General features: G+C 61.1%; 28 protein-coding genes. 13 read left to right on the plus strand and 15 right to left on the minus strand.

Going from position 1 to position 24,264, the window contains the following annotated elements; genetic code table 11:
* Both C5L12_RS15895 and C5L12_RS15900 read left to right on the plus strand, forming a co-directional pair.
* Positions 1-1,407 carry an FAD-binding oxidoreductase gene (locus C5L12_RS15895; protein WP_105373018.1) on the plus strand — a complete coding sequence of 469 codons (1,407 nt, stop codon included), beginning with the start codon at positions 1-3 and terminating at the stop codon, positions 1,405-1,407.
* Complete coding sequence (locus C5L12_RS15900) at positions 1,407-1,988, plus strand: NAD(P)H-dependent oxidoreductase (protein WP_105373019.1); 582 nt, start codon at positions 1,407-1,409, stop codon at positions 1,986-1,988. The genes C5L12_RS15895 and C5L12_RS15900 overlap by 1 nt, the downstream gene beginning before the upstream one ends.
* Here C5L12_RS15900 and C5L12_RS15905 read toward each other — a convergent pair.
* Positions 1,985-3,271, minus strand: a complete 1,287-nt coding sequence (locus C5L12_RS15905) for a DUF3422 family protein (RefSeq protein WP_105373020.1) — start codon at positions 3,269-3,271, stop codon at positions 1,985-1,987. The genes C5L12_RS15900 and C5L12_RS15905 overlap by 4 nt on opposite strands.
* A 221-nt stretch (positions 3,272-3,492) precedes the next feature.
* Here C5L12_RS15905 and C5L12_RS15910 point away from each other — a divergent pair, with 221 nt between their 5' ends.
* Positions 3,493-4,686 (plus strand): low temperature requirement protein A, encoded by a 1,194-nt coding sequence (locus C5L12_RS15910; protein ID WP_105373021.1) that lies wholly within the window; start codon positions 3,493-3,495, stop codon positions 4,684-4,686.
* Positions 4,687-4,740: 54 nt separating this feature from the next.
* Entirely contained in the window at positions 4,741-5,316 is a 576-nt protein-coding gene (locus C5L12_RS15915) for a transglycosylase SLT domain-containing protein (protein WP_105373022.1), read from the plus strand.
* Here the strand turns inward: C5L12_RS15915 and C5L12_RS15920 are convergent.
* A complete protein-coding gene (locus C5L12_RS15920) occupies positions 5,313-5,702 on the minus strand; it encodes a RidA family protein (RefSeq protein ID WP_105373023.1) in 390 nt (129 codons plus the stop codon). The genes C5L12_RS15915 and C5L12_RS15920 overlap by 4 nt on opposite strands.
* 171 nt (positions 5,703-5,873) lie before the next feature.
* Here C5L12_RS15920 and C5L12_RS15925 point away from each other — a divergent pair, with 171 nt between their 5' ends.
* A complete protein-coding gene (locus C5L12_RS15925; RefSeq protein ID WP_157949060.1) occupies positions 5,874-6,914 on the plus strand; it encodes a phytanoyl-CoA dioxygenase family protein in 1,041 nt (346 codons plus the stop codon).
* A 25-nt stretch (positions 6,915-6,939) separates the two neighbouring features.
* Here the strand turns inward: C5L12_RS15925 and C5L12_RS15930 are convergent, their stop codons facing one another.
* Positions 6,940-8,367 (minus strand): aldehyde dehydrogenase family protein, encoded by a 1,428-nt coding sequence (locus C5L12_RS15930; protein ID WP_105373025.1) that lies wholly within the window; start codon positions 8,365-8,367, stop codon positions 6,940-6,942.
* A gap of 239 nt (positions 8,368-8,606) precedes the next feature.
* Between C5L12_RS15930 and C5L12_RS15935 the strand changes: the two genes are divergently transcribed.
* Positions 8,607-9,512, plus strand: coding sequence for a DUF4344 domain-containing metallopeptidase (locus tag C5L12_RS15935; RefSeq protein ID WP_165924116.1), 906 nt, complete (start codon positions 8,607-8,609; stop codon positions 9,510-9,512).
* Between the two features lie 68 nt (positions 9,513-9,580).
* On the opposite strand, the gene C5L12_RS15940 is transcribed toward C5L12_RS15935, so the two are convergent.
* The 4 genes from C5L12_RS15940 to galE all read right to left on the minus strand — a co-directional run bounded on the left by C5L12_RS15940 (position 9,581) and on the right by galE (position 12,977).
* Positions 9,581-10,195, minus strand: coding sequence for an alpha/beta hydrolase (locus C5L12_RS15940; protein WP_105373027.1), 615 nt, complete (start codon positions 10,193-10,195; stop codon positions 9,581-9,583).
* A 24-nt stretch (positions 10,196-10,219) separates the two neighbouring features.
* Positions 10,220-11,149, minus strand: a complete 930-nt coding sequence (locus tag C5L12_RS15945; protein WP_105373028.1) for a VOC family protein — start codon at positions 11,147-11,149, stop codon at positions 10,220-10,222.
* 125 nt (positions 11,150-11,274) lie between these two features.
* Positions 11,275-11,979: a uracil-DNA glycosylase gene (gene ung, locus C5L12_RS15950; RefSeq protein ID WP_105373029.1), complete on the minus strand. Its 705-nt coding sequence runs from the start codon at positions 11,977-11,979 to the stop codon at positions 11,275-11,277.
* Between the two features lie 8 nt (positions 11,980-11,987).
* On the minus strand, positions 11,988-12,977 hold the full coding sequence (gene galE / locus C5L12_RS15955; RefSeq protein WP_105373074.1) for a UDP-glucose 4-epimerase GalE: 990 nt from the start codon (positions 12,975-12,977) through the stop codon (positions 11,988-11,990).
* 137 nt (positions 12,978-13,114) lie between these two features.
* Here galE and C5L12_RS15960 point away from each other — a divergent pair, with 137 nt between their 5' ends.
* A complete protein-coding gene (locus tag C5L12_RS15960; RefSeq protein ID WP_105373030.1) occupies positions 13,115-13,471 on the plus strand; it encodes a YbaN family protein in 357 nt (118 codons plus the stop codon).
* A gap of 1 nt (position 13,472) precedes the next feature.
* On the opposite strand, the gene C5L12_RS15965 is transcribed toward C5L12_RS15960, so the two are convergent.
* Genes C5L12_RS15965 through C5L12_RS15975 form a run of 3 tightly spaced genes read right to left on the minus strand, consistent with a single transcriptional unit; the run spans position 13,473 to position 16,227 of the window.
* A complete protein-coding gene (locus C5L12_RS15965; RefSeq protein WP_105373031.1) occupies positions 13,473-14,255 on the minus strand; it encodes a heme ABC transporter ATP-binding protein in 783 nt (260 codons plus the stop codon).
* On the minus strand, positions 14,252-15,340 hold the full coding sequence (locus C5L12_RS15970; protein WP_105373032.1) for a FecCD family ABC transporter permease: 1,089 nt from the start codon (positions 15,338-15,340) through the stop codon (positions 14,252-14,254). Before C5L12_RS15970 ends, C5L12_RS15965 begins: the two co-directional genes overlap by 4 nt.
* A complete protein-coding gene (locus C5L12_RS15975) occupies positions 15,340-16,227 on the minus strand; it encodes a heme/hemin ABC transporter substrate-binding protein (RefSeq protein ID WP_425350797.1) in 888 nt (295 codons plus the stop codon). Before C5L12_RS15975 ends, C5L12_RS15970 begins: the two co-directional genes overlap by 1 nt.
* Before the next feature lie 158 nt (positions 16,228-16,385).
* Here C5L12_RS15975 and hmuQ point away from each other — a divergent pair, with 158 nt between their 5' ends.
* The 3 genes from hmuQ to C5L12_RS15990 all read left to right on the plus strand — a co-directional run bounded on the left by hmuQ (position 16,386) and on the right by C5L12_RS15990 (position 17,746).
* Positions 16,386-16,730, plus strand: a complete 345-nt coding sequence (hmuQ, locus tag C5L12_RS15980; protein ID WP_105373033.1) for a heme-degrading protein HmuQ — start codon at positions 16,386-16,388, stop codon at positions 16,728-16,730.
* A 9-nt stretch (positions 16,731-16,739) separates the two neighbouring features.
* Positions 16,740-17,261, plus strand: a complete 522-nt coding sequence (hutX, locus tag C5L12_RS15985) for a heme utilization cystosolic carrier protein HutX (protein WP_105373034.1) — start codon at positions 16,740-16,742, stop codon at positions 17,259-17,261.
* A gap of 77 nt (positions 17,262-17,338) precedes the next feature.
* Entirely contained in the window at positions 17,339-17,746 is a 408-nt protein-coding gene (locus C5L12_RS15990) for a GFA family protein (RefSeq protein ID WP_105373035.1), read from the plus strand.
* Positions 17,747-17,752: 6 nt separating this feature from the next.
* On the opposite strand, the gene C5L12_RS15995 is transcribed toward C5L12_RS15990, so the two are convergent.
* The 3 genes from C5L12_RS15995 to C5L12_RS16005 all read right to left on the minus strand — a co-directional run bounded on the left by C5L12_RS15995 (position 17,753) and on the right by C5L12_RS16005 (position 19,369).
* A complete protein-coding gene (locus C5L12_RS15995; protein WP_105373036.1) occupies positions 17,753-17,983 on the minus strand; it encodes a hypothetical protein in 231 nt (76 codons plus the stop codon).
* 18 nt (positions 17,984-18,001) lie between these two features.
* On the minus strand, positions 18,002-19,111 hold the full coding sequence (locus C5L12_RS16000; RefSeq protein ID WP_105373037.1) for a flavodoxin family protein: 1,110 nt from the start codon (positions 19,109-19,111) through the stop codon (positions 18,002-18,004).
* Between the two features lie 69 nt (positions 19,112-19,180).
* On the minus strand, positions 19,181-19,369 hold the full coding sequence (locus C5L12_RS16005) for a DUF3008 family protein (RefSeq protein WP_105373038.1): 189 nt from the start codon (positions 19,367-19,369) through the stop codon (positions 19,181-19,183).
* A 149-nt stretch (positions 19,370-19,518) separates the two neighbouring features.
* Here C5L12_RS16005 and C5L12_RS16010 point away from each other — a divergent pair, with 149 nt between their 5' ends.
* The 3 genes from C5L12_RS16010 to C5L12_RS16020 all read left to right on the plus strand — a co-directional run bounded on the left by C5L12_RS16010 (position 19,519) and on the right by C5L12_RS16020 (position 21,499).
* The gene (locus tag C5L12_RS16010) at positions 19,519-19,776 is read left to right on the plus strand and encodes a hypothetical protein (RefSeq protein WP_105373039.1); all 258 of its coding nucleotides are present in this window, start codon (positions 19,519-19,521) and stop codon (positions 19,774-19,776) included.
* A gap of 164 nt (positions 19,777-19,940) precedes the next feature.
* On the plus strand, positions 19,941-20,735 hold the full coding sequence (locus tag C5L12_RS16015) for a nucleotidyltransferase family protein (protein WP_245422933.1): 795 nt from the start codon (positions 19,941-19,943) through the stop codon (positions 20,733-20,735).
* A 77-nt stretch (positions 20,736-20,812) separates the two neighbouring features.
* Entirely contained in the window at positions 20,813-21,499 is a 687-nt protein-coding gene (locus C5L12_RS16020) for a metallophosphoesterase family protein (RefSeq protein WP_105373076.1), read from the plus strand.
* 55 nt (positions 21,500-21,554) lie between these two features.
* On the opposite strand, the gene lpdA is transcribed toward C5L12_RS16020, so the two are convergent.
* Together lpdA and C5L12_RS16030 are read right to left on the minus strand one after the other, a co-directional pair.
* Entirely contained in the window at positions 21,555-22,952 is a 1,398-nt protein-coding gene (lpdA, locus tag C5L12_RS16025) for a dihydrolipoyl dehydrogenase (RefSeq protein WP_105373041.1), read from the minus strand.
* A 15-nt stretch (positions 22,953-22,967) separates the two neighbouring features.
* A complete protein-coding gene (locus C5L12_RS16030) occupies positions 22,968-24,263 on the minus strand; it encodes a dihydrolipoamide acetyltransferase family protein (RefSeq protein ID WP_105373042.1) in 1,296 nt (431 codons plus the stop codon).
* Position 24,264 lies beyond the last annotated feature (1 nt).

The raw sequence follows: 24,264 nt of genomic DNA on the forward strand, positions 1-24,264 counted from the left end.
ATGGCAGATTACGCACAGATCAAGAAAGAGCTCGAAGGCATTGCGGTGGAGGACAATCCGGCGCTGGTGCGCCAGAAGAGCCGCGATTTCTACTGGTATTCCCCAATCCTGAAAGAGGAACTCGACACCGTCACCGCCGATCTCGTCGTCTCGCCGAAGACCGAGGAAGAGGTCATTCAGGTTCTAAAAGTCGCTTTCGCGCACGGCGTGCCGATCACCCCGCGCGGCGCCGGCACCGGCAATTACGGACAGGCCATGCCGCTCTCCGGCGGTATTGTGCTGAACCTCATCAACATGAACAAGATCAAGGAGATTCATCCCGGCCGCGTCATTGCCGAACCCGGCATCGTGATCGCCGAACTCGACCGCCAGACCAAGGCCCATTCCGGTCAGGAACTGCGCTTCCACCCCTCGACTGCCCAGACGGCGACGATCGGCGGCTTCATCGCCGGCGGTTCGGGCGGTGTCGGCTCGATCCACTGGGGCGGCCTGCGCGACCTCGGCAATATCCTGCGCCTGCGCGTCGTCACCATGGAAGCCGAGCCGCGCGTGCTCGACCTCACCGCATGGGACCTGCAGAAGGTGACCCATGCCTACGGCACCAACGGCATCATCGTCGAGGTGGAGATGCCGCTCGCACCGGCTTATGATTGGGTCGACGTGCTGGTCGGATACGACGACTTCATGGATGCCGTGCGCTTCGGCGATCAAATCGCCCATAAGAACGGCATCCTCGTCAAGGAAATCGCGCCGATCGCCGCGCCGATCCCCTACGACTTCTTCCCGCGCCACAAGCCTTTCATCCGCCATCGCGGCCAGTCGATCTGCGTGCTGATGGTGGCGCCGCATTCCATGGATGCCTTCACTGCCTTTACCGAACGCCAGAAGGGCGAAATCCTCTTCCGTTCCGACAGGGTGGAAAGCATGAAGGGCATCCCGCATGCCTATGAGCTTGCCTGGAACCATACGACGCTCCGCGCGCTGAAGGTCGATCCGAACTTCACCTATCTGCAGGTCCAGTATCCGGGACCCGACCATGTTGCCAAGGTCGAGAAAATGGTGAAGATTTTCGGTGATGAAGTGCCGGGCCACCTGGAATTCATCAAGTTCGACGGTCGCATGCAGTGCTCCGGCCTGCCGCTGGTGCGCTATACGACCAGGAAGCGTCTGGAGGAGATCATCAAGATACATCAGGACAATGGCTGCCCGATCTTTAACCCGCACCGCTATACGCTGGAAGAAGGCGGCATGAAGCAGACGGACGTGGTGCAGCTCGCCTTCAAAAAAGAGACCGATCCGAAGGGCCTGCTCAACCCCGGAAAGATGATCGCCTGGGAGAATCCGGACTTCGATTTTTCGGCGGGCAAGAACTACCTCTTCCCCGGCCTTGCCGTCGCGGGGGGCTGATGAAGGTTCTGCTTCTTCACTCGCATCCGGTCGAATCGAGCTACGGCGCTGCCCTGCATGCCGCAACCCGCGAAAGCCTCCAGAGGGCTGGCCACGATGTGGATGACTGCAATCTCTATGCCGAAAACTTCAATCCGGTCCTCTCGCGCGAAGAGCGGATCGGCTATCACGACGTGCCGGACAATATCGAGCCGGTCCGTTCCTATGTGGAGAGGCTGCAGGCTGCCGAAGCGCTGGTGATCGTCACCCCGATCTGGAACTTCGGCTGGCCTGCCATTCTGAAGGGTTATTTCGACCGCGTCTGGCTGCCGGGCGTAACCTTCGATCTGGCGGACGGCGTGCTCACCCGCAAGCTCACCAATATTCGCAAGGTCGGCGTGGTATTGACCTACGGCGCCACCCGTTGGCGGGCCTTCATGGCCGGCAATCCGCCAAAAAAGATTGCTACGCGCGTGCTCCGGGTCACCACCAATCCGGCTCGCAGGGTGATGTTCCTTGCTCACTACGACATGAACAATTGCACGCCGGAAACCCGAGCCGCATTCCTTGCCAAGGTGAAGCGGGAGATGGAGCGGTTTTAGGGGTTCGGCTGGACGTGGTCGTCCTTGTGGCTTTTGCGGATACGCCTGACCAGCAGCCAGACCGCGATCACTACGATCGGAACCGCAGCGCCGGTCAGCGTTTCCGGGGCGATATGGACCCCGATATTGTGGGCAAACTTCGCGAGATAGCCCACAAGCCCGATCACGTAATAGGAAATGGCGGCAACCGAGAGGCCTTCGACGGTCTGCTGCAGGCGAAGCTGCAGATGGGCGCGCTGGTTCATGGAATCCAGAAGCTTGGTATTGAACTTCTGCAGATCGACGTCGATCCAGCTTCTGAGAAGCGCGGTCGCCCGCGCCAGCTTGCGCGAAAGGTTCGCCTGCCGCTCTTCGACCGACTGGCAGGTCCGCATCGCCGGGGCGAGCCGCCTCTGAAGGAACGAACCGAGCGACTCGTTGCCCGACACCGGCTTTTCAGCCAGCATCGCGACGCGTTCGAGAACGATATTGTAATAAGCCCGGCTCGCGCCGAACCGGTAGAGGCTGAGCGCCGCATTGGCTTCAAGCTCGGCCGCCAGCCGGGTGATCTCCGCAAGCATCGCGTCGGCCTCCTGCCGGGCATGCTGCTTCATGCGTTGCGTCACGGCCGTAAGGCCGGTTTCGATCCGGCGGATCTCGGGCGACAGGGTCAGCGCAAGGGGCAATCCCATCATAGCCAATGTCCGATAGGTCTCGATGTCGAGAATGCGCTGGACCAGGGCGCCACGACCGCCGTCGGTCATTCCGTTGTCAAGGATGAGAAATTTGGTAAGCCCGTCGCCGTCTTGACGGAAATCGGTCACGACGGTTGCCTGGCCATCGGCGACGATGCTTCGACAGAGGCTGGTCGGATCGAAACTGGCGATCACCTGGCTGAGGTCTTCGTTCGCCGGCCGAATCTCGATCCGGACACCGGAAATGAACGGACCTGGGGCCTTGAAGCTGGCGCCAAACGGGTTGACCGGAACGTCTCCGCCGAACAGGACAGGGGCCGGCGCGTCCCAGAAATAGGTGGAAAATTCGGTATGTTTTTCCCAGCGCAGCGTGCCGTTGCCCCAGTTCATCGTGTGATGGCTGGTGTCTGCGGCCGGTGGCGCCACCCCCTGCCCCAGCGACATATCCGCCAGGATCGCCCGATCGGCTTCAAAGTTCGCTTCCGTCAGGAAGGCGAGCTGGAAGATCACCCGCGGAAGCGAGACGAGAGTATAGGGACGCGAATGGACTTCTCCGAGCGCACGCGCTCGAATGTCGGCGGCTGGAAACGAAAAGCTGCGTCTCGTCATGCACCCTCTCCCCCGATGAGCGCTGCTGGCAAACTAGCTATTATCAAATGCCAGCCATAGCACGAAGCGACCGTTTGACGCAGACAGACGAAGAGAGAGGGGGGTACCGAATGGATTAGCGTGTGTCGGAGACCCATGAAGCGTCGCGAGGTTCATGCTTGCCATCGGATGGATCTGCCTTCAGAAAACGGGGGATCGGATTTTTCGGCTGGAGGGGCAAGATGAGCAACATGTATTCCTTGAAAGATCGCATCCTGCGCCCTCTTCTCCCGCGCGATCCCGACGAACATCATCGCGCTGCGACGCCGCTGGAACTGCTTTTCGATCTGGTGTCGGTCATCGCGATTGCATCCGCCGCCGCGGGGCTGCACCATGCAATTTCGGAAAACCACGCAGGCCAGGGTATCGTCATCTACCTGATCGCGTTCTTTTGCATTTGGTGGGCCTGGATGAACTTCACCTGGTTCTCGTCCGCCTACGACAACGACGATGTCGTCTACCGGCTCTTGACGATGATCCTGATGGGCGGATCACTGACCATGGCGGCCGGCATCCAGTTCCTGTTTACCGCAGTACCGGATCTGACCATGGTGGTTTTCGGCTACATCGTCATGCGTCTCGCCATGGTGGTGCTCTGGCTGCGCGCTGCCTACCATGATCCCGCCCACCGCAGGACCAATGTCGCTTATGCCGTGGGAATCTTCCTCGTGCAGATCTACTGGCTGATCTTCCTCGGGACACAGCTGTTGTCGACCGGGTTCGGATACGCCCTCTGGGCCCTCGGCGCCCTGCTAGAACTCGCGGTTCCCGCCATTGCTGAACCGCTGACCAAGAACACGCCCTGGCACCGCCATCACATCATGGAACGTTACGGGCTCCTGAACATCATCGTGCTCGGCGAAACCCTGCTTGCCGGCTCCATCGCGCTCCGCCAGTTCACAGGCGAGTTCAATCTGATGCTGGTGCACACCGCGCTTTCGGCACTGGTTATCGTCTTTGCGCTCTGGTGGGCCTATTTCGCCCGGCAGGAACACCTCGGCAGCCACAGGCTGAGTCGCGCGCTGCAATGGGGTTATGGGCATTTCTTCATTTTCACCTCCGGTGCAGCAGTGGGTGCTGGCTTTGCCGTGCTGGTCGACGTCATCACCCACCATGCCGAGGTTCCGCTTATCGTCGGCGATTACGCGGTGGGGATTCCGGTCGCGATATATTTCGCAAGCCTCTGGTTCGTGCGTGACCGCTTTGCCTGCAACGGCGCGGCGCGTTATGCGCTCCTCGTTTTCGGTCTGCTGGGCCTGATTGCACCCGCGGTCGGGCTTGGAATCGGCGGGATCGCGGCGGCCGCGGTGTTCGGGGTCATCGCCCGCAACTGGCTCGCCACCCGGTCGGTTCCGATGCCCGCAGCGGCTCACTAAACTTTTCTTTAAATTTTACCGGTTATTAATCTCTCAGAACCGAGTGATTAAGCGATGCGTATTGCGTTTTTCATCGCCCTCATGGCCCTGTCCCTGACCGCCTGCGCCTCCGCGCCGAGCCGGGTTACCGATGCCTGCGCGGTTTTTGAACAGCGCGACGGGTTCTTCAACAATTGGGCCCGCGATGCCAAAAAGGCCGAACGCGAGTTCGGCGTCCCCGTGCCGATCCTGATGGCGACGATCTATGTGGAATCCGGCTTCAGGGCTAATGCCCGCCCGCCGCGTACCAAACTGCTCGGCTTCATTCCCTGGAAGCGTCAGTCCACGGCATATGGCTACGCCCAGGCATTGGATGGCACCTGGCTCACTTACAAGAAGGACACCGGCCGCTGGAGCGCCAGCCGCTCCGACTTCGGCGACGCCATCCATTTTGTCGGCTGGTACCACAACCAGAGCCATGTGAAGAACGGCATCCCGTTGAACGACAGCTACAACCTCTACCTCGCCTATTATTCCGGCCAGGCGGGATACGAGCGCGGCCAGTTCTCGTCAGGAACCCGGCAGGCAGCGCAGAAGTCCGCCGGCATGGCCGCCAAGTATGAAGCGCAACTGAGGCGCTGCGGCTACTAAAACACCTTCGCGGCCGTGACTTCCACCTCGACGAGGAATTCCGCGCGTGTAAATCCGCCGACGATGAGAAGCGTCGAGACCGGCTTGGGGTCGAGCGTGTAGCGGTCGCGCACCGCCATGTAAGCGGGAAAATCCTCGCGGCTGGTGACGAAGCCCGAGATGCGGATCACATCCGCATAGGTCATGCCCGCCTCCTCCAGGATCGCGCCGATCGCCTGGAAACAAAGCTCCGCCTGCCGCGTGACATCAGGCGGGATCCTATCCTCCGGTGATATTCCGAGCTGGCCGGAGGTGACGAGCAGGCTGGCACCGGGCGGCACCAGCAGGCCGTGATTATAAGCGCCGAAAGGCCTGCGGACGGCCGGTGGGTTGAAAACGCGCTTCATGGCAACAACCTCTTTCTCTTTCAGGCATATCTGGAATCGACAGCAGTAGACCGGCATTCGGGCCTGTGTTCAAGGCGTGGATATCCGATGATTCCGATTGTCACCAACCGCGCCCTCTTGCCTCGGGACGGTTTCTCCCTATCCTCCGGATATGGAAAGGGGGATCCATCCATGCCGCGAGCTATCGACCAATGGTGGCGTTATCCGGGCTACGCCTTCCGAGTCTTAGGAAGCGAAAAATCCTTCCGCAAAAACCCTGTGATCGGCAATCCGCGTTTCAACGAACTGGGCCTCCATCGGGAACGCGTGCGTCTTGCCGCCGGGATGGCCGCCTATCGCCGGCGACTGCTCGGCGTCTCGGTAAGTGCCGCAGAACGGGAAGCATTCCAGAGGGACGGCTTTGTGATCCGCGAGAATGCCCTGCCGGCAGACGTGTTCCAGCGGATACGCGACTACCTCAAAAATGAGCCTCTGCCGGCTCGCGAGATGCGCCAGGGGCAGACCGTCACGCGGATGACCCCGATCAACCGGAATGCGCTGGGAAAACTGCCGGATCTGGCGCGGTTCAGCAATGATCCCTCGATTGCAGGCCTCATCCGGTATGTCGGAGGTATCGGCGGCGATCCCGTGTATTTCATCCAGACCGTGATTGCAGAACCCGCAATCCAGGAAGCCGATCCCCAGACCGCCCTGCATGCCGATACCTTCCATTCAAGTTCCAAGGCTTGGCTTTTTCTCGATGATGTCGGACCGGACGACGGCCCCTTCGTCTTCGTCCCCGGTAGCCACAGGCTGACCGAAAAGCGGCTGGAATGGGAATACCGGCAGAGCCTTGTGGCGAGCGCGGACGGACGCACACACCATGCCGAAGGATCGTTCCGCATCACGCCCGAAGAATTGTCGACGCTTGGCGATTTTACCCCACGCAAGGTCGTGGTTTCCGCAAACACCCTCGTGGTGGCCGATACCTACGCATTCCATTCACGGGCTGTCAGCCATCGGCATACGGTTCGGGTGGAGTTGCATGCCTATCATCGCGGCAATCCGTTCGCGCCTCTTCCTCTCTCGGCGACCGCGCTGGTTCCGGGCCTGCGCGACCGTCGGCTGGATATCTTCCTCGCGCTGTCGGACAGAAAAGCCAAACGGGACGGCAGGATTCCGACCTGGAGGGATGTTGGAGCCTGCACCGCCTATTCCGAACCGCATATCTGATCCCTGAGGCCCGTGGTCGCCGGTTTCACGCGCCGTAGCCGACGATGCCCTTGATCTCGAGGAAGTCGTGGATGCCCCAATCGGCATATTCGCGGCCATTGCCGGACTGCTTGTAGCCGCCGAAGGGCGCGAACAGGTCCCAGTCCGGATAATTGATGAACACCGAACCGGCCCGCAGCCGCGCGGCCACCTTGCGGGCATTGCCGATATCTCCGGACTGCACATAGGCCGCCAGCCCGTAAGGCGTGTCGTTGGCGATCTCCACCGCCTGCTCTTCGTCTTCATAGGAGAGGATAGAAAGGACCGGCCCGAAGATTTCTTCTCGCGCGATCGTCATGTCGTTGGTGACATGGCCAAACACGGTCGGGCGGATATAATAGCCTCGGTTGAGGCCCTCCGGCCGGCCCGGTCCGCCGGTGACCAGCGTTGCACCTTCTTTGATGCCAGCCTCGATCAACCGCTGGATCTTGTCGTATTGCGTCTGGCTGACCACCGGGCCGAGATCGATACCATCCCCACGCGGATCGCCGGTCTTCAGCTTTTCGGCTGCGGCCTTCGCGATATCCAGAGCTTCGTCATGGCGCTTTGCCGGCACCAGCATCCGCGTCGGAGCATCGCAGGACTGGCCGGAATTGCCGAAACAGGCTGTAACGCCATCTGCAACGGCTTTCTCAAACTCGGCATCGGGAAGGATGATATTGGGCGACTTGCCGCCGAGTTCCTGGGCCACGCGCTTCACGGTGTCGGCCGCAGTCTTGGCGACGATGATGCCGGCCCGCGTCGAGCCGGTGAAGGAAACCATATCGACATCAGGATGGCCGGCCATAACCTGGCCGACATCGGGCCCGGTTCCGTTGACGAGGTTGAAGACGCCCTTCGGCGTGCCCGCCGCCTCCATAACTTCCGCAAAGATGATGCCGCTGATCGGCGCGATCTCGGAAGGCTTCAGCACCATGGTGCAGCCGGCGGCGATCGCCGGGCCGACCTTGCAGGCGATCTGGTTGAGCGGCCAGTTCCACGGTGTGATCAGCGCGCAGACGCCGATCGGCTCCTTGACGATCATCGTTGAGCCGCGCGCCTCGGTGAACTCGTAGTTTTCGAGCGCCTCGATCGTGGCGGCGAGATGCCCTTTGCCGGCCGCGGCCTGCGCATCACGGGCAAAGGCGAGCGGAGCCCCCATCTCCTGGGAGACCGCTCGCGCGATGTCTTCGTATCGCTTTTCATACTCGGCCAGGATGCGTTTCAGGAGCGCCAGCCGCTCCGCCTTGGACCATTGCGAAAAAGCAGGAAATGCCGCCTTGGCCGCCGCAACCGCCTTGTCCACATCGGCCTTCGAGCCTAAAGCGACCTGAGTATAGGCCTCTTCCGTCGACGGATCGACGACATCGAGCGCGACGGGAATATCCGGAGTTATCCAGATTCCGTTGATGAAGAATTTCAGATGGTTGCTCATGGAAGCTCTCCGGATCGGGGCGGATATGGAAGAGCACTATCGGCGATGAATTTTTGCCCCGCAAGGCCGCAGAGCGACATCGGCATTTCCCGGATCTTCCGAACCCTATCAAGCGGGCTTGAAGCGTCTCCGATACTTCTCGTCATACCGCTAATACTTCGGCAACAATACGAATTCATTGAGATTTAAACTGCGCCTGTTACAGATCAAGACAGTTTTCAGCGATGTCACGAGGGCCTATGCGACGCAGTCTTCTTCAAATTGCCTTGGCAGGGCTACTCGCTCTGTCGGCACCGAATGTGGGTGCAGAAACCCTGGAGGACGACCTCAAGGGCCTGACGGAGGAACAGATCGGCGATACGGTCGAGTTCGCCTTCGGCAACGCGCTGTTCTTCCTCTTCCACGAGGCCGGTCACATGCTGGTCTCCGAATTCGACCTGCCGGTCCTTGGCCGCGAGGAGGATGCGGTGGATACGCTCTCCACCCTCCTGCTTCTGGAGGCGGATGCAGACGTCTTCGAGACAGCTCTCATCGATTCCGTCGACGGATGGACATTGTCTGCCGAAGCGAGCGAAGCGGCGGAACATGAGCAAATTCTCTGGGACGCGCACGGTCTCGACCGCCAACGCGCTTTCAATATGGTCTGCCTGATGGTCGGCAAGGATGCCGAGAAATTCACCGAATCCGCAGACGATCTCGAACTGCCGGCCGGCCGTCGGCAGGAATGCGTGGGTGAATACCAGAAGGCCCATGCAAGCTGGTTCGGTGTGCTGAAGCCGCATCTGCAGACCGGCGACCAGAAGAGCAAGTTCACGATCACCTACCAGCCCGCGAAGAACAACGACCTCAAGGACTACGCGGACCTGGTGAAGGAGGCTCAGGTTCTCGAGATCCTGCAGGAACTGGTCTCCGGCCTCTACAAGCTTGACGACGGCATCAAGCTGACGGCAGCCGAATGCGGCGAACCAAACGCCTATTGGTCGCCGAGCGAGCGCGAAGTGACCTATTGCTACGAACTGATGCAGTGGCACGCGCAGGCAATCGCCCGGTATTTCAGGGAAAATGCCGAGGGCGGCGAAGAAGAAATCGGCGAGGCAAAGCCGGGGCTGAAATTTGTGTTCGGCAAGGCCAAGGGTCGCCAGTAGAGGTAACGCAATACGAAGACCCGGTTTGCGCCCTCGCAGGCAGCAAACCGGGCAATCTTTTTTGGCGTTCAGGCTCCGTAGGGAGCGAAGAACTTCTTGGCAGCTTCGATCTCGTTCGGCCGAATCTCATGGCCGCCGACATGCCATTCGAGTGTCACCTTGTCCCCCTGCCGCTTGAAATAATCGGCAAGCTCGACGCCTTGCGGCACCGGGCAGATCGGGTCGTTCTGGCCGGCGGTGATCAGCACATGCGCCGTCTCCTTGATCTTCCGGTCCTTTGGCTGGAACGGGATCAGCGGATGCATCAGAACGCCGGCATCGAAGAGGCCGGGTTTTTCGATCATGATATTTGCGAGGATATTCGCGCCATTCGAAAATCCGAGCCCCAGAACGGTGGATGACTCGTATCGGTCGCGGTTGGCAACCACGAATTCGCTCATCCGCTCGGTCGCCCGGGCAAGATCCTCGCAATCATAGACGCCTTCCGCCTTGCGCCGGAAGAAGCGCGCCGCGCCGTGTTCGGAAATATCACCGCGCGGCGAGATGACCGTGGCGTTGGGAAGCAGCCTTCCGCCGAAATCGAAGAACTGGTTTTCGTCGCCACCGGTGCCATGAAAGACGAACAGGATCGGTGATCCCGGGGCACCGGGCCTCGCCCGGTGCACATAGCTGTCGTAACTCATTTCAATCTCCTGATCCTGAACCCACTAAGCCAGCGGTTCCAGGTGCTGTTCGAGTGCGCTTCTCAGATGCGCATGCTGCGCAGGCAGCTTCAGCGCTTCGCCGAGATGTGCGGTGTCCTCGTCGCGGTCGAAGCCCGGCTCATTGGTGGCGATTTCGAACAACACGCCACCCGGGGTGCGGAAATAGATCGCCCAGAAGTAGTCGCGGTCGATGACCGGGGTGACCTGATAGCCGGTATCCATCAGTGCTTTACGGACCTCGAGCTGCCTTTCGCGGTTCTCAACCGCAAAGGCGATGTGATGAACCGAACCGGCACCAAGCCGCGCACCGCTGATGTTCGGCATGGTTTCGACATCGATGAAATCGGCACCGTTGCCGCCCGGCATTCCGAAGCGGGTCACGCCGTCCCTGGCATCAACCTGTTCGTACCCCATGAACTTCAGGAGCTCGGCGGTCGCACCTTCGTCATGCAGACGCATCGAAGCCGAATGGAAGCCGCGGATGGCCTCAGCCTCGCCGACGCCGTTGCCGGTCCAGGGAGCACGCGGGTCGTCCCTGACTTCGACCAGCGCGAACCCGTCACCATCGGGACCGGCGAAATGCAGCCGGTTGTCGCCAAAGGCATTGTCCGTCTTGATCCCTTCGGCGCCGGCCTTTGTCAGCCGATCGGTCCAGTAACCGAACGAGCCTTCCGGAACGGAGAAGAGCGTGGTGCCCACTTCGCCGGTGCCGGGACGACCGCGGGCGATATGCGGGAACGGGAAGTATGTCATGACAGAGCCGGGCGTGCCGACCTCGTCGCCGTAATAGAGATGGTAGACGTCAGGCGCGTCGAAATTGACGGTCTTCTTGACCCGGCGCAGGCCGAGCGTGTCGGTGAAGAACTTGTTGTTGGTGCTGGCGCTCGCAGCCATCGACGTGACGTGATGGAGGCCCTTGATCTGGTCGAGCATTGTAAACCCCTTTCTGGACCGCCTCGGCGATCCGTTGTTCTGGGGCAATATTTGGTTCATCGAACGGGGATTGGATAGATGAACGTGTCAGAACGCATTGTTCACCATCCGTAGACGGAAGATGATCAATTGTTCACAGAAGGCGGTGATGGCAACTGCCAGTCGATCGGCTCCTTGCCGCGCGACCTGAGGAAATCATTGGCCTTCGAAAAATGCCGGCAGCCGAAAAAGCCGTTATGGGCCGAGAGCGGCGACGGATGGGGGGCCTTCAGAACGAGATGTTTCCTCGTATCCACAAAGGCGGCCTTTTTCTGCGCATAGGAGCCCCAGAGCATGAAGACCACGCCATCGCACTCCTCGTTGACGGCGCGGATGACAGCATCGGTAAAACGTTCCCAGCCTCGGCCTTGATGTGCGGCCGCCCTGCCCTCTTCCACCGTCAGCACGCTGTTTAACAGCAGCACGCCCTGGTTAGCCCAGTGCTCGAGAAAGCCGTGATTGACCGGAGGAATGCCGAGATCCGCCTGGATTTCCTTGTAGATATTAACGAGTGAAGGGGGAATGCGAACGCCGGGGCGGACGCTGAAGCACAGCCCGTGCGCCTGACCAAAACCGTGATAGGGATCCTGGCCGAGAATGACGACTTTCACCTTGTCGAGGGGCGTCAGATCCAGCGCGCGGAAATATTCGCCGCCTTTCGGGAAGATGCGCTTGCCGGCCTCCTTCTCGGCGAGGAGAAACCGCCTCAGTTCGCTCATGTACGGATTGGAGAACTCCGGGCCGAGTACCCGTTTCCAGCTTTCCTCGATCCTGACCTCGCCCTCCGCCATATCCGTCCTCAAATGACCAGATGGTTCGAGCGCGAATGCCAGTCCCAGGCGGAGCGGATGATGTCGTTCAGGCTGAATTTCGGTTCCCAGCCGAGCACCGCCCGCGCCTTGTCGTTATTGGCGACCAAGGACGTGGAATCGCCTTCGCGGCGTCCGACATATTCCACCGGGAAGGGCTTGCCGGAAACCTCGGAGATCGCTGCCAGCAGCTCCTTGACGGTCGTTCCGGTGCCCGTGCCGAGGTTCAGCTCCACGGTCTCGCCGCCGGCCAGCAAATAATCCACCGCCCGCACATGCGCGTCCGCCAGATCGAGCACGTGGATATAGTCGCGTACACAGGTACCGTCGCGGGTATCGTAATCATCCCCGAAGACCTTGAAGCCCTGGCGGCGGCCGAGCGCCGCCTCGATCGCCAGCGGTATGGCATGGGTTTCCGGCGTGTGCCACTCGCCGATCCGGCCTTCGAAATCGGCGCCGGCGGCGTTGAAATAGCGCAACATCACCGACTTCAAGCCCTTGTACTGACCATAATCCTTGAGCGCCTGCTCGATGATGAATTTGGTGCGGCCATAGGGGTTGATCGGAGCCTGCTTATGCGTCTCGTCCATCGGCACGCGGTCCGGCAGACCATAGGTGGCGCAGGTGGAAGAGAAGACGAAGGCCTTCACACCGGCATCCATGGCGGCAGACATCAGGGTCAATGCGCCGATGACGTTGTTGTCGTAGAACCCGACGGGATTCTTGACCGATTCGCCCACCTCGATCAGCGCCGCAAAATGCAGGACCGCATCCGGTTTGTGCTTGGCGAAGACCTCATCGAGCCGGGCGCGATCACGAATATCGCCCTGTTCCAATTCGCCCCAGCGGACGAATTCCGCATGGCCATTTGACAGATTATCGAAGACTACGGGTTCATACCCCTTCTCCGCCAGCACCAGACACGTATGCGAACCGATATAGCCGGCTCCACCGACGACGAGCACCTTCTTCTTCGACATCATGTCCCTCTCGGTTGTTGAAGTCGGCGGCACTATAACCGGCGCTGCCCAAATGGGAAGGGTGAACCCGAGCTTCGATATTGGATGACGCGCGCTTTGAACTTATCTATCCTACTCAGGATTTTTAAAGGCTCTTCATGCGTTTTCTCTTTCTCAGTCTCGGTTGGCTGTTCGTGGCGCTCGGCATCGTTGGCGCATTCCTGCCGGTGCTGCCCACGACGCCCTTCCTGCTGCTTGCCGTCGCCTGTTTCGCCCGCTCGTCGCCGCGGCTTGAGGCATGGATGCTCGACCATCCGAAATTCGGGCCGTCTCTTAGAGACTGGCGGGAAAGGGGCGCCATTCCAACAAAGGCCAAGATCGCCGCCGTGGTGATGATGAGCGCCAGCTACGCGATCTTCTGGTTCGGCACCTCGCCGCCCCTGTCTCGGGCGGCTTTCGTCGCAGCACTGATGATCGCGCCGGCGATCTTCGTGGTCACCCGGCCGAACGCGTAAGTCAGCGATGCCGCGATTGCGGGAGGACGTAGGGAATATCGGCAGCAGGCAGACGTCCAACAGCGCCGACAATCCCGTAGACACTCGCAATGAGCCCGTCACTCACCGTTTCCGGGCAAGGTCCTTCCGCGACAACTCGGCCGTGGTTCAGGACCACCAGATGGTCGGCGAATTCGGCCGCGAGGTTGAGGTCGTGCAGGATGGCGAGCACGATGCCGCCCGCGGCCGCGAAATCGCGGGCGGTTTCCAATACGGAAATCTGATGGCCGAGATCGAGGCTGGCGGTCGGCTCGTCGAGAAAGAGCGCACGCGGCACGCCATCGGCGACCGGCTGCGGCACCTGGGCGAGAGCGCGGGCAAACTGGACGCGCTGCTGCTCTCCGCCCGACAGCGAGGGATAGGGCCGGTTTTCGAAACCCCGCAATCCTACCCGAGAAAGCGCCTGGCGGGCCTGTTCCGTCGGGTTGAGCGCGCCCTGCGCAACCGCCCCCATGCGGGCGATCTCCAGCGCGGTGAAGGGGAAGGCAAGCTGTGTCGCCTGCGGCAGGACGGCCCGGCGTTTGGCAAGATCGCCCGGCTGGCAGAGATCCAACCTCGTCCCGTAGTAGGAGACGACACCCGTATCGGGTCTCATCTCGCCGGAAAGCACCCTCATCAGCGTCGATTTGCCTGCACCGTTCGGCCCGATCACGACCGTGAACCGACCCGGATCCAGATCGATTCCGACATTGTCGAGCAGCTTACGGCCGGACCGAGCGACGGTGATATGTTCGGCGGAGATCATGGCATGTCCCGCATGTTGATGCCGTTCCTGCCAAGCAGCAGCAAGAGAAAGACCGGTGCGCCGAACAGCGCCGTTATGACGCCGATCGGCAATTCCGCCGGTGCGGCAACGGTTCGCGCCACACTATCTGCAATCAGAAGCAAGGCTGCGCCGCCGATCGCCGAACCCGGCAGCAGGAAACGGTGCGATGGCCCCATGGTCAGCCGCAGGAGATGCGGCACGACGATGCCGACGAAACCGATCGAGCCGGCGACAGCGACGGTCGAGCCGCAGGCTGCGGCAACCGCCACGATGACGATCCGTTTCAGCCGCTGCACCGGGATGCCCATGTGGAAGGCGGCTGCATCCCCAAGCACAAGGGCATCCAAGCCGCGCGCCACGAAGGGGATGATGACCAGCACGGCGGCGATAAAAGGGAGGATAGAAAATACCCGCCCGAAGGTGGCGCCGCCGAGCGAGCCAAGGCTCCAGAAGGTGATGTCGCGAAGCTGCCGGTCGTCGGCCATGACGATCATGAGGCCCATGATGGCGGCAGAAAGCGCGCCGATCGCGATCCCGGAAAGGATCAGCGCCGTCGTGGAGGTTCGGCCGTCGCGGGTGGCGATGAGATAGAGCATCCAAGTGTTGAAAAGCCCGCCGAAAAAGGCCATCAGCGGCAGGAACTGGTTTCCGAGGAGCATGGAGATCGGCGCCAGCAGCGTATTGCCAAGCACGATTGCCGCCACGGCCGCGAGACCCGCGCCAGAGGTGACGCCGACGATACCGGGATCGGCGAGAGGATTGCGGAAGAGCCCCTGCATCATGGCGCCGGAGACGGCGAGCCCCGCCCCCACCAGAAGTCCAAGCGCCGTACGCGGCAGGCGAACCGCTTCGAGGATCACTCTGTCCTGCGTCGAGAGGCTGTCCCCGTTGCCGGTCGCATAAACCCAGAGATCCCGCAGGCCGACGCCGGTCGGCCCCACCCCGAGCGAAATCGCGCAGGCGACCACGAGCAGCGTCCCAAGCAGGATCAGGACCAGAACGGCCTGCCTTGTCCGGTCGCCATCGGGCGACACGCTAAAGGGCATCGCCAGCGCCTTCGCCATCAGTTGATCGCTCCTGGATAGATCCGGGCGGCAAGCGTGCGGACTGCTTCGGGCGTGCGTGGTCCGAAGCCCAGGAGAAGAAGGCCGTCCATGGAGATCAGAGCCTTGTTGGCGGCAGCGGGCGTCGTCTGCATGGAGGGAATGGCGAAGACCTGTTCCGGCGTCAATTCATGATTGCCGCGCGACATGGAGAGGATGACGTCCGGCTGAGCGCCGATCACAGCCTCGTCGGCGAGCGACTTGTAGCCGTTAATCGTCGGGGCGGCATTGATACCGCCGGCCATCTCGATGACAGCTCCGGCTTCCGTATCTGCTCCACCGGCCATCACCCGGTTGTTGGACAGCGACAACACGAAGAGAACCTTCTTTTTCGGACCGGGGATTTTCGCAACGTCTGCTGCCAGCGCCTTGAGGTCTGCCTCGGTTTTCGCCGCAAGCGTCTCAGCCTTTTCCGCAAGTCCGACGGCAGCGCCCACATCGCGGATCTTCCGGCCGATCTTGTCGGCCTTGGCCGGCGTCGCAATCACGACCATCGACACCTCGCTGGCCTTCAGGATTTCCAGAACCGGCGGTGGCCCGGACCCCTCTTCCATCAGGATCAGGTCCGGCTTCTGGCCGAGAATCCCTTCCGCCGAAAGCTGCCGCATATAGCCGACATCCGGCTTGGCGTTTGCCGCGTCGGGATAGAAACTGGTGGAATCCCGTGCCACGATGCGGTCTTCTGCGCCAAGCGCGTAAAGGATTTCCGTGATGGTACCGCCGATCGAAACGATGCGGCTGGCTTCGGGATTGCCCTTGTCAGCTGCCATCGTGGCACCAGCGACGCAAGTCACCGCTAAAAGAACGGCTGCGAACAGCCTGCCGGAAGTGAAGTAAGACCCCATGATATCCGCCCCTTTCTTGCCCAAACCGAGGCGCAATACGCCTCTGCCCGCATGCCGCACGGCAATAACTTGAGTTGACTACGCAAGTTTTTTCGGCTTTTCAAGAGCGCCGGCCGCCGATATCTTGAGCCGAAAGTGAAACTTATTGTGAGGGATGATCCATGTATATCGCGATGAACCGCTTCCGCGTCGTGCCGGGTTACGAAGAGGCTTTCGAAGCCATTTGGCGGACGCGCCAGGGGCGTCTGGCGGAACTGCCGGGCTACATCGAATTCCACATGCTGAAAGGGCCAAAGGCCGAGGATCACACCCTCTATGCGTCTCACACCGTCTGGGAGAGCTTCGAGCATTTTCAGGCCTGGACGAAATCGGAGCAGTTCCGCGCAGCGCACGCCAAGGCCGGTGAGAATCGCGGCAAGGTCGAATATCTCTCCGGACCTCATTTCGAAGGTTTCGAGGTGATCATTCATGAAGACCGCAACGGCGTTCGCGCCGATGCTGCCTGAGGTCAGCGCATGAACGCCCTTTCCGATATCAAGCCGGACCGTCGCGAACGAGCCCTCGCCGCCCTTGCAGAAAAGCCCGATGGCGTCGTCGAGGCGATCGCGGCAAACGCGGAGGTTACCCCGGCCGAAATCCTGGAGATCCTCCCGAAAGGTGCCGCCGTCATCGCGGCCAAGGAACACTTTCTCGACATCTGGTCCGAAATGACCGGCTGGGGAGAAGTCCTCTTTATCGTCCATACCGACGATATCGTATTGGAGGCGGAGGGCAGCCTACCCGTCGGTTCCGAGGGTCATGGCTGGTTCAACATTCACGGCGACAGCCCGATCGGCGGTCATATCAAGAAGGACAATTGCGCCTCGGTGACCTTCGTCGACCGAGCCTTCCATGGCCGCCGCTCGTGTTCGGTGTGGTTCATGAACCAGGAAGGTTCGGCCATGTTCAAGGTTTTCGTCCGCCGCGACGAGAACCGCGAACTGATTATCGAGCAGCTTCAGAAGTTCGAGGCGCTGCGCGACCGCTACAACGCCTGAGATTGAGGCGTGGCCCGTTATTTTTGCCCGAGCCGGAAATCTGCGGAACGACTCGTGCGTTCCGCCGTTAGCGGCATATGGCAACAAAAACCGAATGGACCGGAGGATGCCTCTGCGGAAAGCGGCGTTACCGCTTTCGAATCCCTCCTTCCTCCGCCGGCTTCTGTCATTGTACCATGTGCCGCCGCGCCACTGGCGGACCCTTCGCCTTCCTCGTGCGTGTCGAGGAAGGCGATCTTGAATGGCGCGGCGAGCCGCCTTCGGTCTATCGCTCCTCACCGATTGCGCAGCGAGGGTTCTGTCCGGACTGCGGCAGCCCACTTTTCCTGAAATATGATGATGATGGCCGCTTTCGGGTGACGGGGGGCACGCTGGATAATCCGGAAACGATCGTTCCCGGTTATCATTACGGCATCGAAAGCCGCCTGCCCTGGATGGACTGCGGCAAGGGACTTCCGGAAGAAAAGACGAAGGAAAACATTTGAGGCGCCTCAAAGCGCCGGTACCCATTTCCAGAAGACGCCTTCCATCCTCTCGGGATAATATTTGAACTCGCACTCGAACCGCCTGCCATACGCTTCGGCAGCCTTCAACGCCTGCTCGCTTACCGGTTTCATGCCGGTGCCCGGCGCGAACCAGTCCTCCATGAGGTCGTCGGGGACGTAGACTCCGATCCGAAGCGGCAAAGCCGTCAATGTTGCATCCAGTTCTTCAGGCGGCATGATCTTCCTCCTCTCAAGCTATTTTGAGCGTGGTTCCTGCAAACGGTCGCCGGCGCCGATTTTGTGCCCGGCGTGCTTGGCGAGCACAGCCTCCAGCAGCGTTCGGGCCGCGTTGCGGACTTCCTCCTGGACGGCCTTGTCCCTGTCGAGCGCCTCGTGGCTTGTGGCGTAAGGCTCGAAGTAGCCGATATAGCGGTCAAATTCCGCCAAAGGGCCGGCGGGCACAAGGTGCATGAAGCGCAACCAGTCGGAAAGGCTGCGGCGTGTATTTTCTGCACCCTCCACATCTCCGTGACTGATGACGGAATAGAGCCGTCCCTCCAGATGCCGCGGATAATGCCAGCCGCGCATCTCGATCTCCTTGGCTTCCTTGGCGTGTTTGCCGTGGGTGGTGGTGGGATCGGGATTTCCTCCGTCGGCACAGACCAGCCGGTCCATCATCAGCTTCACGGGCGACGAGACCTGATACCAGTTGACCGGCGTGATGATCATTATGCCGTGCGCCTCAACCCATAGGGGATAGATTTCATTCATCCAGTCATGGACCTGCCCTAGCGAATAGTTCGGGTAACATGAACACGGCCAATGACAGAGCGCGGCCGCGGTCGAAAAGCACGCCTTGCAAGGATGAATGTGTCGGCCGTATTCCGACGTCAGACGGCTGAGATCCAGGACTTCGACCGATACATGAGACGCCTGCCGCAGCACGTCTTCGGCAATCTTGATCAGCCGATAGGTTTTCGAGATCTCTCCCGGGCAGGTGTGTTCGGTTCGCGACGATCCGCTGATCAGGAGAAAACGCCTGGGACCGGCCGCCTCGTCATGCCGGGCCTGCGCCGCCTGGATTTCTTCCCGTGCCGCCAGCCAGTCGGTGGCAAGGTCATAGTCCGGATCTGCGAAATCCGGCCCGGCTTTACGTGTCTTCGGGCTCTTTCGGGAGTGGAGATAGGCGTCCCAGGCAGCCTCCGCGATACGGCCCAACTCCACCGACAGCGGAACATAGGCTCTGTCCTGGAACTGGTCCAGAAAGCGCCGCTTGAACTCGGCTTCGTCGAGGCGAGGACTCGGGCTGCCCTTGCGCGGTTCGAGATCATGCTCTGGAGTCAGGCTGGTCGGATTGGAAACCATAAAATCATCCCGGAAAACAAAAGGCGAGCGTCCCGTAACGCTCGCCCGATCTCCAAAGTTCCGGAACGATCAATGCTGTGCGGCGTGCTCCGGCTTTCCCTTCCGCTTCGTAGAAGCCATCTTGTCGAGTTCCTTTTCTGTCATGGATTTCTCCATGCTTTTCGAGGCTCCCTTGAGCTCGCTCTTCTTGATGTCGCCACGCTTGGCAGCCAGGGCGGCACCGGCTGCTTTCTGTTGTGCTTTGGATTTTGCAGGCATATCGGCCTCCTCGTATTTTCACTCTGGAAAACAACATGGCGCCGCCGCTTTGGTTCCAGATTTTGAGACGGAACATGTGGTCCATTGACGGGTTGTTCTGCTGAGCTGCCGCGCGTGTCAGCGGCTTCAGAACGCAGAAAGGGCCAACAATGAGCGAGAAACGCAACACCGCAGCCGGCGGCGACTCCTCCCGTTTCGAACAGGAGGGACGGGAAAGAGTGGAGGATGCCCTTCACGCGCAGATGGACATGACCAACCAGGAGGCACTCAAGGAAGCCGCAAGGATGGGGGGCGGCGATACGTATCTCGTCCAAACCGATCTCGAAGACCGAGACCAGCGCGAGGACACCGACCAGCCGGATGGCCGCGCCAGCCCGATGGCGAACGCCGATAATCCCGAACGCTGACCTGATCTCCTGATCCGGAAAGGGGTCGAAGCGGAACCTACAGGCGCACCTGAGTGTTCCCCTGCGCGAGCCGAGATTGGGAGAGCTTGATGAACGCCGAAGCCAATGCAGCGCTGACCCTCACTCCGAGATCGGAGAAGGACGCGTTGAAGAACGAGCCAGACATGGAGGTGAAGGCTTCGCCGACGCTGGCGGATGCCGATTCGGAATCCTTCGTTGCCGGGGCTCTGGAGGATCTGGTCAACTGCCACATCCCGTTCCTTTTGGCCGGGACTTTTGCGGTCAGCGCCTATACCGGCATTTCCCGCCCGACCAAGGATCTGGATATCTTCTGCCGGGCGGGCGACTACGCCCGCATCCTCGCCCATTTCAAGGAGAAGGGCTACGAGATCGAGGTGGAAGACGACCGTTGGCTCGGCAAGGTGAAGAAGGGCCGGCACTTTTTCGACGTGATTTTCGCCGGTTCGAACGGCACCATGCCGATCGGCGATACCTGGTTCGAGAACGCTCGCCAGATCGAGATGAACGGCCACAAGGTGCGTATCATCGCGCCGACGGAGCTCGTCTGGTCGAAATGCTTCGTGCAGCTTCGCCACAGATATGATGGCGGCGACATCGTCCACGTCATCTTGCGGGCGCATGACCAGATCGACTGGCAGCGGCTTCTCAATCACATGGAAGTGCATTGGGAGGTGTTGCTGATCCACCTCCTGAACTTCCGCTGGATCTATCCGACCGAGCGGGACAAGGTGCCCGACTGGCTGCTGGACGAACTGCTTGACCGGCTGAAGGCGCAGCGCGAACTGCCGCTGCCGCAGATGAAGATCTGCCGCGGCCGCATGTTCAGCCGGGTGGATTTCGAAATCGACGTGAAGGAATGGGGTTTCGCGGACGTAGGCGGAGAAGGTGAACTGCGCGAAGGCGTACAGCAGGAAACGGCACAAGGAGGAACGGTGTGACCAAGGAGACGGATGTAAACAACGACGCCGCCAAGGCCGGAGCAAAGAAGGCGAATGGCAAGGCCAAGATCGCCGCCATGGGCGACCTGCATGTCAAGGAGCACGGCACGACATCCTACAAGGAATTGTTCACCGAGATTTCCCAGAACGCGGACATATTGGTGCTGACCGGCGACCTCACCGACCTTGGGAAGGTGAAGGAGGCCGAGATCCTTGCTGCCGACCTGCGCTCCTGCTCGATTCCCATCGTCGGCGTCCTCGGCAATCATGACTACGAATGCGGCTGCGTGGAGGAAGTGACGCATATCCTGAAGGATGCCGGCGTCCACCTCCTGGAAGGACAGGCCGTCGAGATCAACGGTGTCGGTTTCGCAGGCGTGAAAGGCTTTGCCGGCGGATTTGGCCGGCATATGCTCGGCTCCTTCGGGGAGCCGGCGATCAAGGCGATGGTCACCGAAAGCGTCGAAGAGACGATGCGGCTCGAAAACGCCCTCCGCCAGGTGCGCTCCGAGCGCGCCATGGTCATCCTCCATTATGCCCCCATCCGCGAGACGGTGGCCGGCGAACCGGAGGAAATCTATCCTTTTCTCGGCTCATCACGTCTCGCAGAGACCATCGATCGCTTCCCGGTTAAAGCCGTCGTCCACGGCCACGCGCACCGAGGCACCTACCAGGGCAAGACGCCCGGCGGCGCCCCGGTCTATAACGTCGCATCACATATCGAGAAGCCGACCGGCAAGCCCTATGCGTTGTTGGAGCTTTAGAAGGCGTCGCCGTCTCTTTGCGATTGCGACGTCTCGATCACAGCCTCAATCACGGTTACACATGCAGCGCATGCCCGAGCGCCTTCAGCGCCGCCTCCGCGAAAGCTTCTGACTGGGTCGGATGCGCATGGATCGTGCCGGCGATATCCTCCAGCCTCGCTCCCATCTCGATCGCGAGCGAAAAGGCGGCGGAGAGCTCTGAAATTCCCACTCCTACGCCCTGAATGCCGAGCACCAGGTGATTGTCGGCGCGTGCCACCACGCGCACAAAACCTTCTTCGGACGACAGCGTCATCGCGCGACCGTTGGCCGTGAAGGGGAACTGGCCGATCTTGACCTCGCGGCCCGCTGCCCTCGCCTCATCCGGCGACAGCCCCACCGACACGATTTCCGGATCGGTGAAGCAGACGGCGGGAATGGCGCGCTTGTCCCAGTTTCGGCGTTTGCCCGAAACGATTTCCGCCACCATTTCGCCCTGCGCCATCGCCCGGTGCGCTAGCATGGGTTCGCCGGTCACGTCGCCGACCGCATAGATGCCGCGCATCGAGGTGCGGCACTGGTCGTCTATCCGGAGATACCTTCCGTCCATATCGAGTTCCAGTTCCTCGCGGCCCCAGCCGTCGGTCACCGGCTTGCGGCCCACCGTCACCAGCACCTTGTCGGCGGCGATCCGTCTTTCCTCGCCGTCGGCCGTTTCGGCGAGCAAGGCTTCGCCGTTCGCAGACATGCCCTTCACCTTGGTGCCCAGCAATATCTCAACACCCAGCGCCGAGAGCCGCTTCGCGACTGGCTGGGTGATCTGGCTGTCGTAGAGCGGCAGGATGCGATCGAGCGCTTCGACGACCGTCACCTTTGAGCCGAGCTTGGCGAAGGCGATGCCGAGTTCGAGGCCGATATAACCGGCGCCGACCACGGCTAGCCTTTCCGGCACCTGGGTCAGGGACAAGGCGCCGGTGGAGGAAAGCACCTTGCCCCCGAAAGGCAGCATCGGCAGTGCGACCGGCGCCGATCCGGTCGCAATCACGATGTTTTCGGCGCGGATGACCTGCTGGCCGGTCTCGGTCTCCACCTCCACCGTCTTGCCGTCTCGAAATTTCGCACGCCCGACGACGATTTTCACGCCTGCCTTCTTGAGCAAACCCGAGACGCCCATGGTCAGCCGGCCGGTGATGCCGTCCTTCCAGGCCATGGTCTTTGCCAGCTCGATGGCCGGGCTTTCGGCCCTGATGCCCATGGCATTGCGGCCGGCGGCCATGGCGACCGCCTTATGAAAATCGTCGGCCGTGTGGATCAGTGCCTTGGAGGGAATGCAGCCGATATTGAGGCAGGTGCCGCCCGGCTTCGCCATTTCGACGATGACCGTATCGACGCCGAGTTGACCGGCCCGGATGGCGGACACATAGCCACCCGGGCCGGCACCGATGACGAGGAGCTTGCAGGTGATTTCTTTCATTGTTCTTTCCCCACCTCACTCGTCGACGAATATCAGCGCTGGCGTTTCCAGAAGCGCTTTCAGCCGCTGCACGAAGGTTGCCGCATCCCAGCCGTCGACCACGCGATGATCGAAACTGGAAGACAGGTTCATCATCTTGCGCGGCACGAATTGCGTGCCATCCCAATGCGGTCGTATCGCCAGCTTGTTGACGCCGACGATCGCCACTTCCGGATGGTTGATGACCGGCGTTGAGACGATGCCGCCCATGGCGCCGAGCGAACTGATCGTGATCGTCGAGCCGGTCAGTTCCTCCCGCTGCGCCGTGCCATTCTTCGCCGCATCGCTCAACCGCGCCATCTCGCGGGCACAGTCGAAGATATCCCGCGCCTCGGCATGCTTGACGACCGGCACGACAAGCCCGGCCGGAGTTTGCGCCGCAATGCCGATATGCACGCCGCCGAACTGGCGGATGACGCCCGCCTCGTCGTCGAAATGTGCATTGATCCCCGGTTGCTCGGCGACTGCCTTCACCATGACCCGCATCAGGAACGGCAGAATGGTGAGCTTCGGCTTGCCGGGTTTCAGGCTGGCGTTCATGCGGGCGCGCAGCTCTTCGAGCGCGGTCATGTCCACCTCCTCCACATAGGTGATGTGGGGAATGCGGGATTTGGCGAGTGCCATCTTCTCCGCGATGCGGCGGCGCATGCCGACGACCTTGATCTCCTCGATGTTCTTGTTTGGCTGCAGTCTCGCCGCCATGCCCGGACCGTTCTCGCGGCCGAGATATGCGTCCAGATCCTCGTGGGTGATGCGACCGGCCGGGCCCGTCCCCGAGACCTGACGCAGATCGATACCCGCTTCCTTCGCCCGCAGCCGGACAGCGGGAGAACCAAGCGGTTTCTCGCCTTCAGCGCGCGGAGCCCCGTGAGGAACGCCGGCTGTTTTCGGTGCCGCGGCGACCCGCAGCGGTGCAATGTCGGGAGCCAGCTTGGGCTTTTCCGCTGCTGGCTCCTGTTTCGGCTCCATCGAAAGCGACACCGGTTGGGACGCGGGGATTTCCGCCTCCGGTTCTTCTTCGTCCTCGGCACCTGCGGTCTTGATCTTCAGGATAACCGTGCCGGTGGGGATAACGTCTCCCACTTCCCCGTGCCGCCAGGTCACTTCGCCTTCCACCGGAGAGGGGATCTCGACGGTCGCCTTGCCGGTCATCACGGCGGCGAGCACCATGTCCTCGCGCACAAGGTCGCCGACACTGACATGCCATTCGACGAGCTCGGCTTCCGCGACCCCTTCGCCGACATCCGGCAGCTTGATAATTCTCTCAGCCATC

It is taken from the genome of Neorhizobium huautlense (assembly GCF_002968575.1).
Classification (GTDB): Bacteria; Pseudomonadota; Alphaproteobacteria; order Rhizobiales; family Rhizobiaceae; genus Neorhizobium; species Neorhizobium huautlense.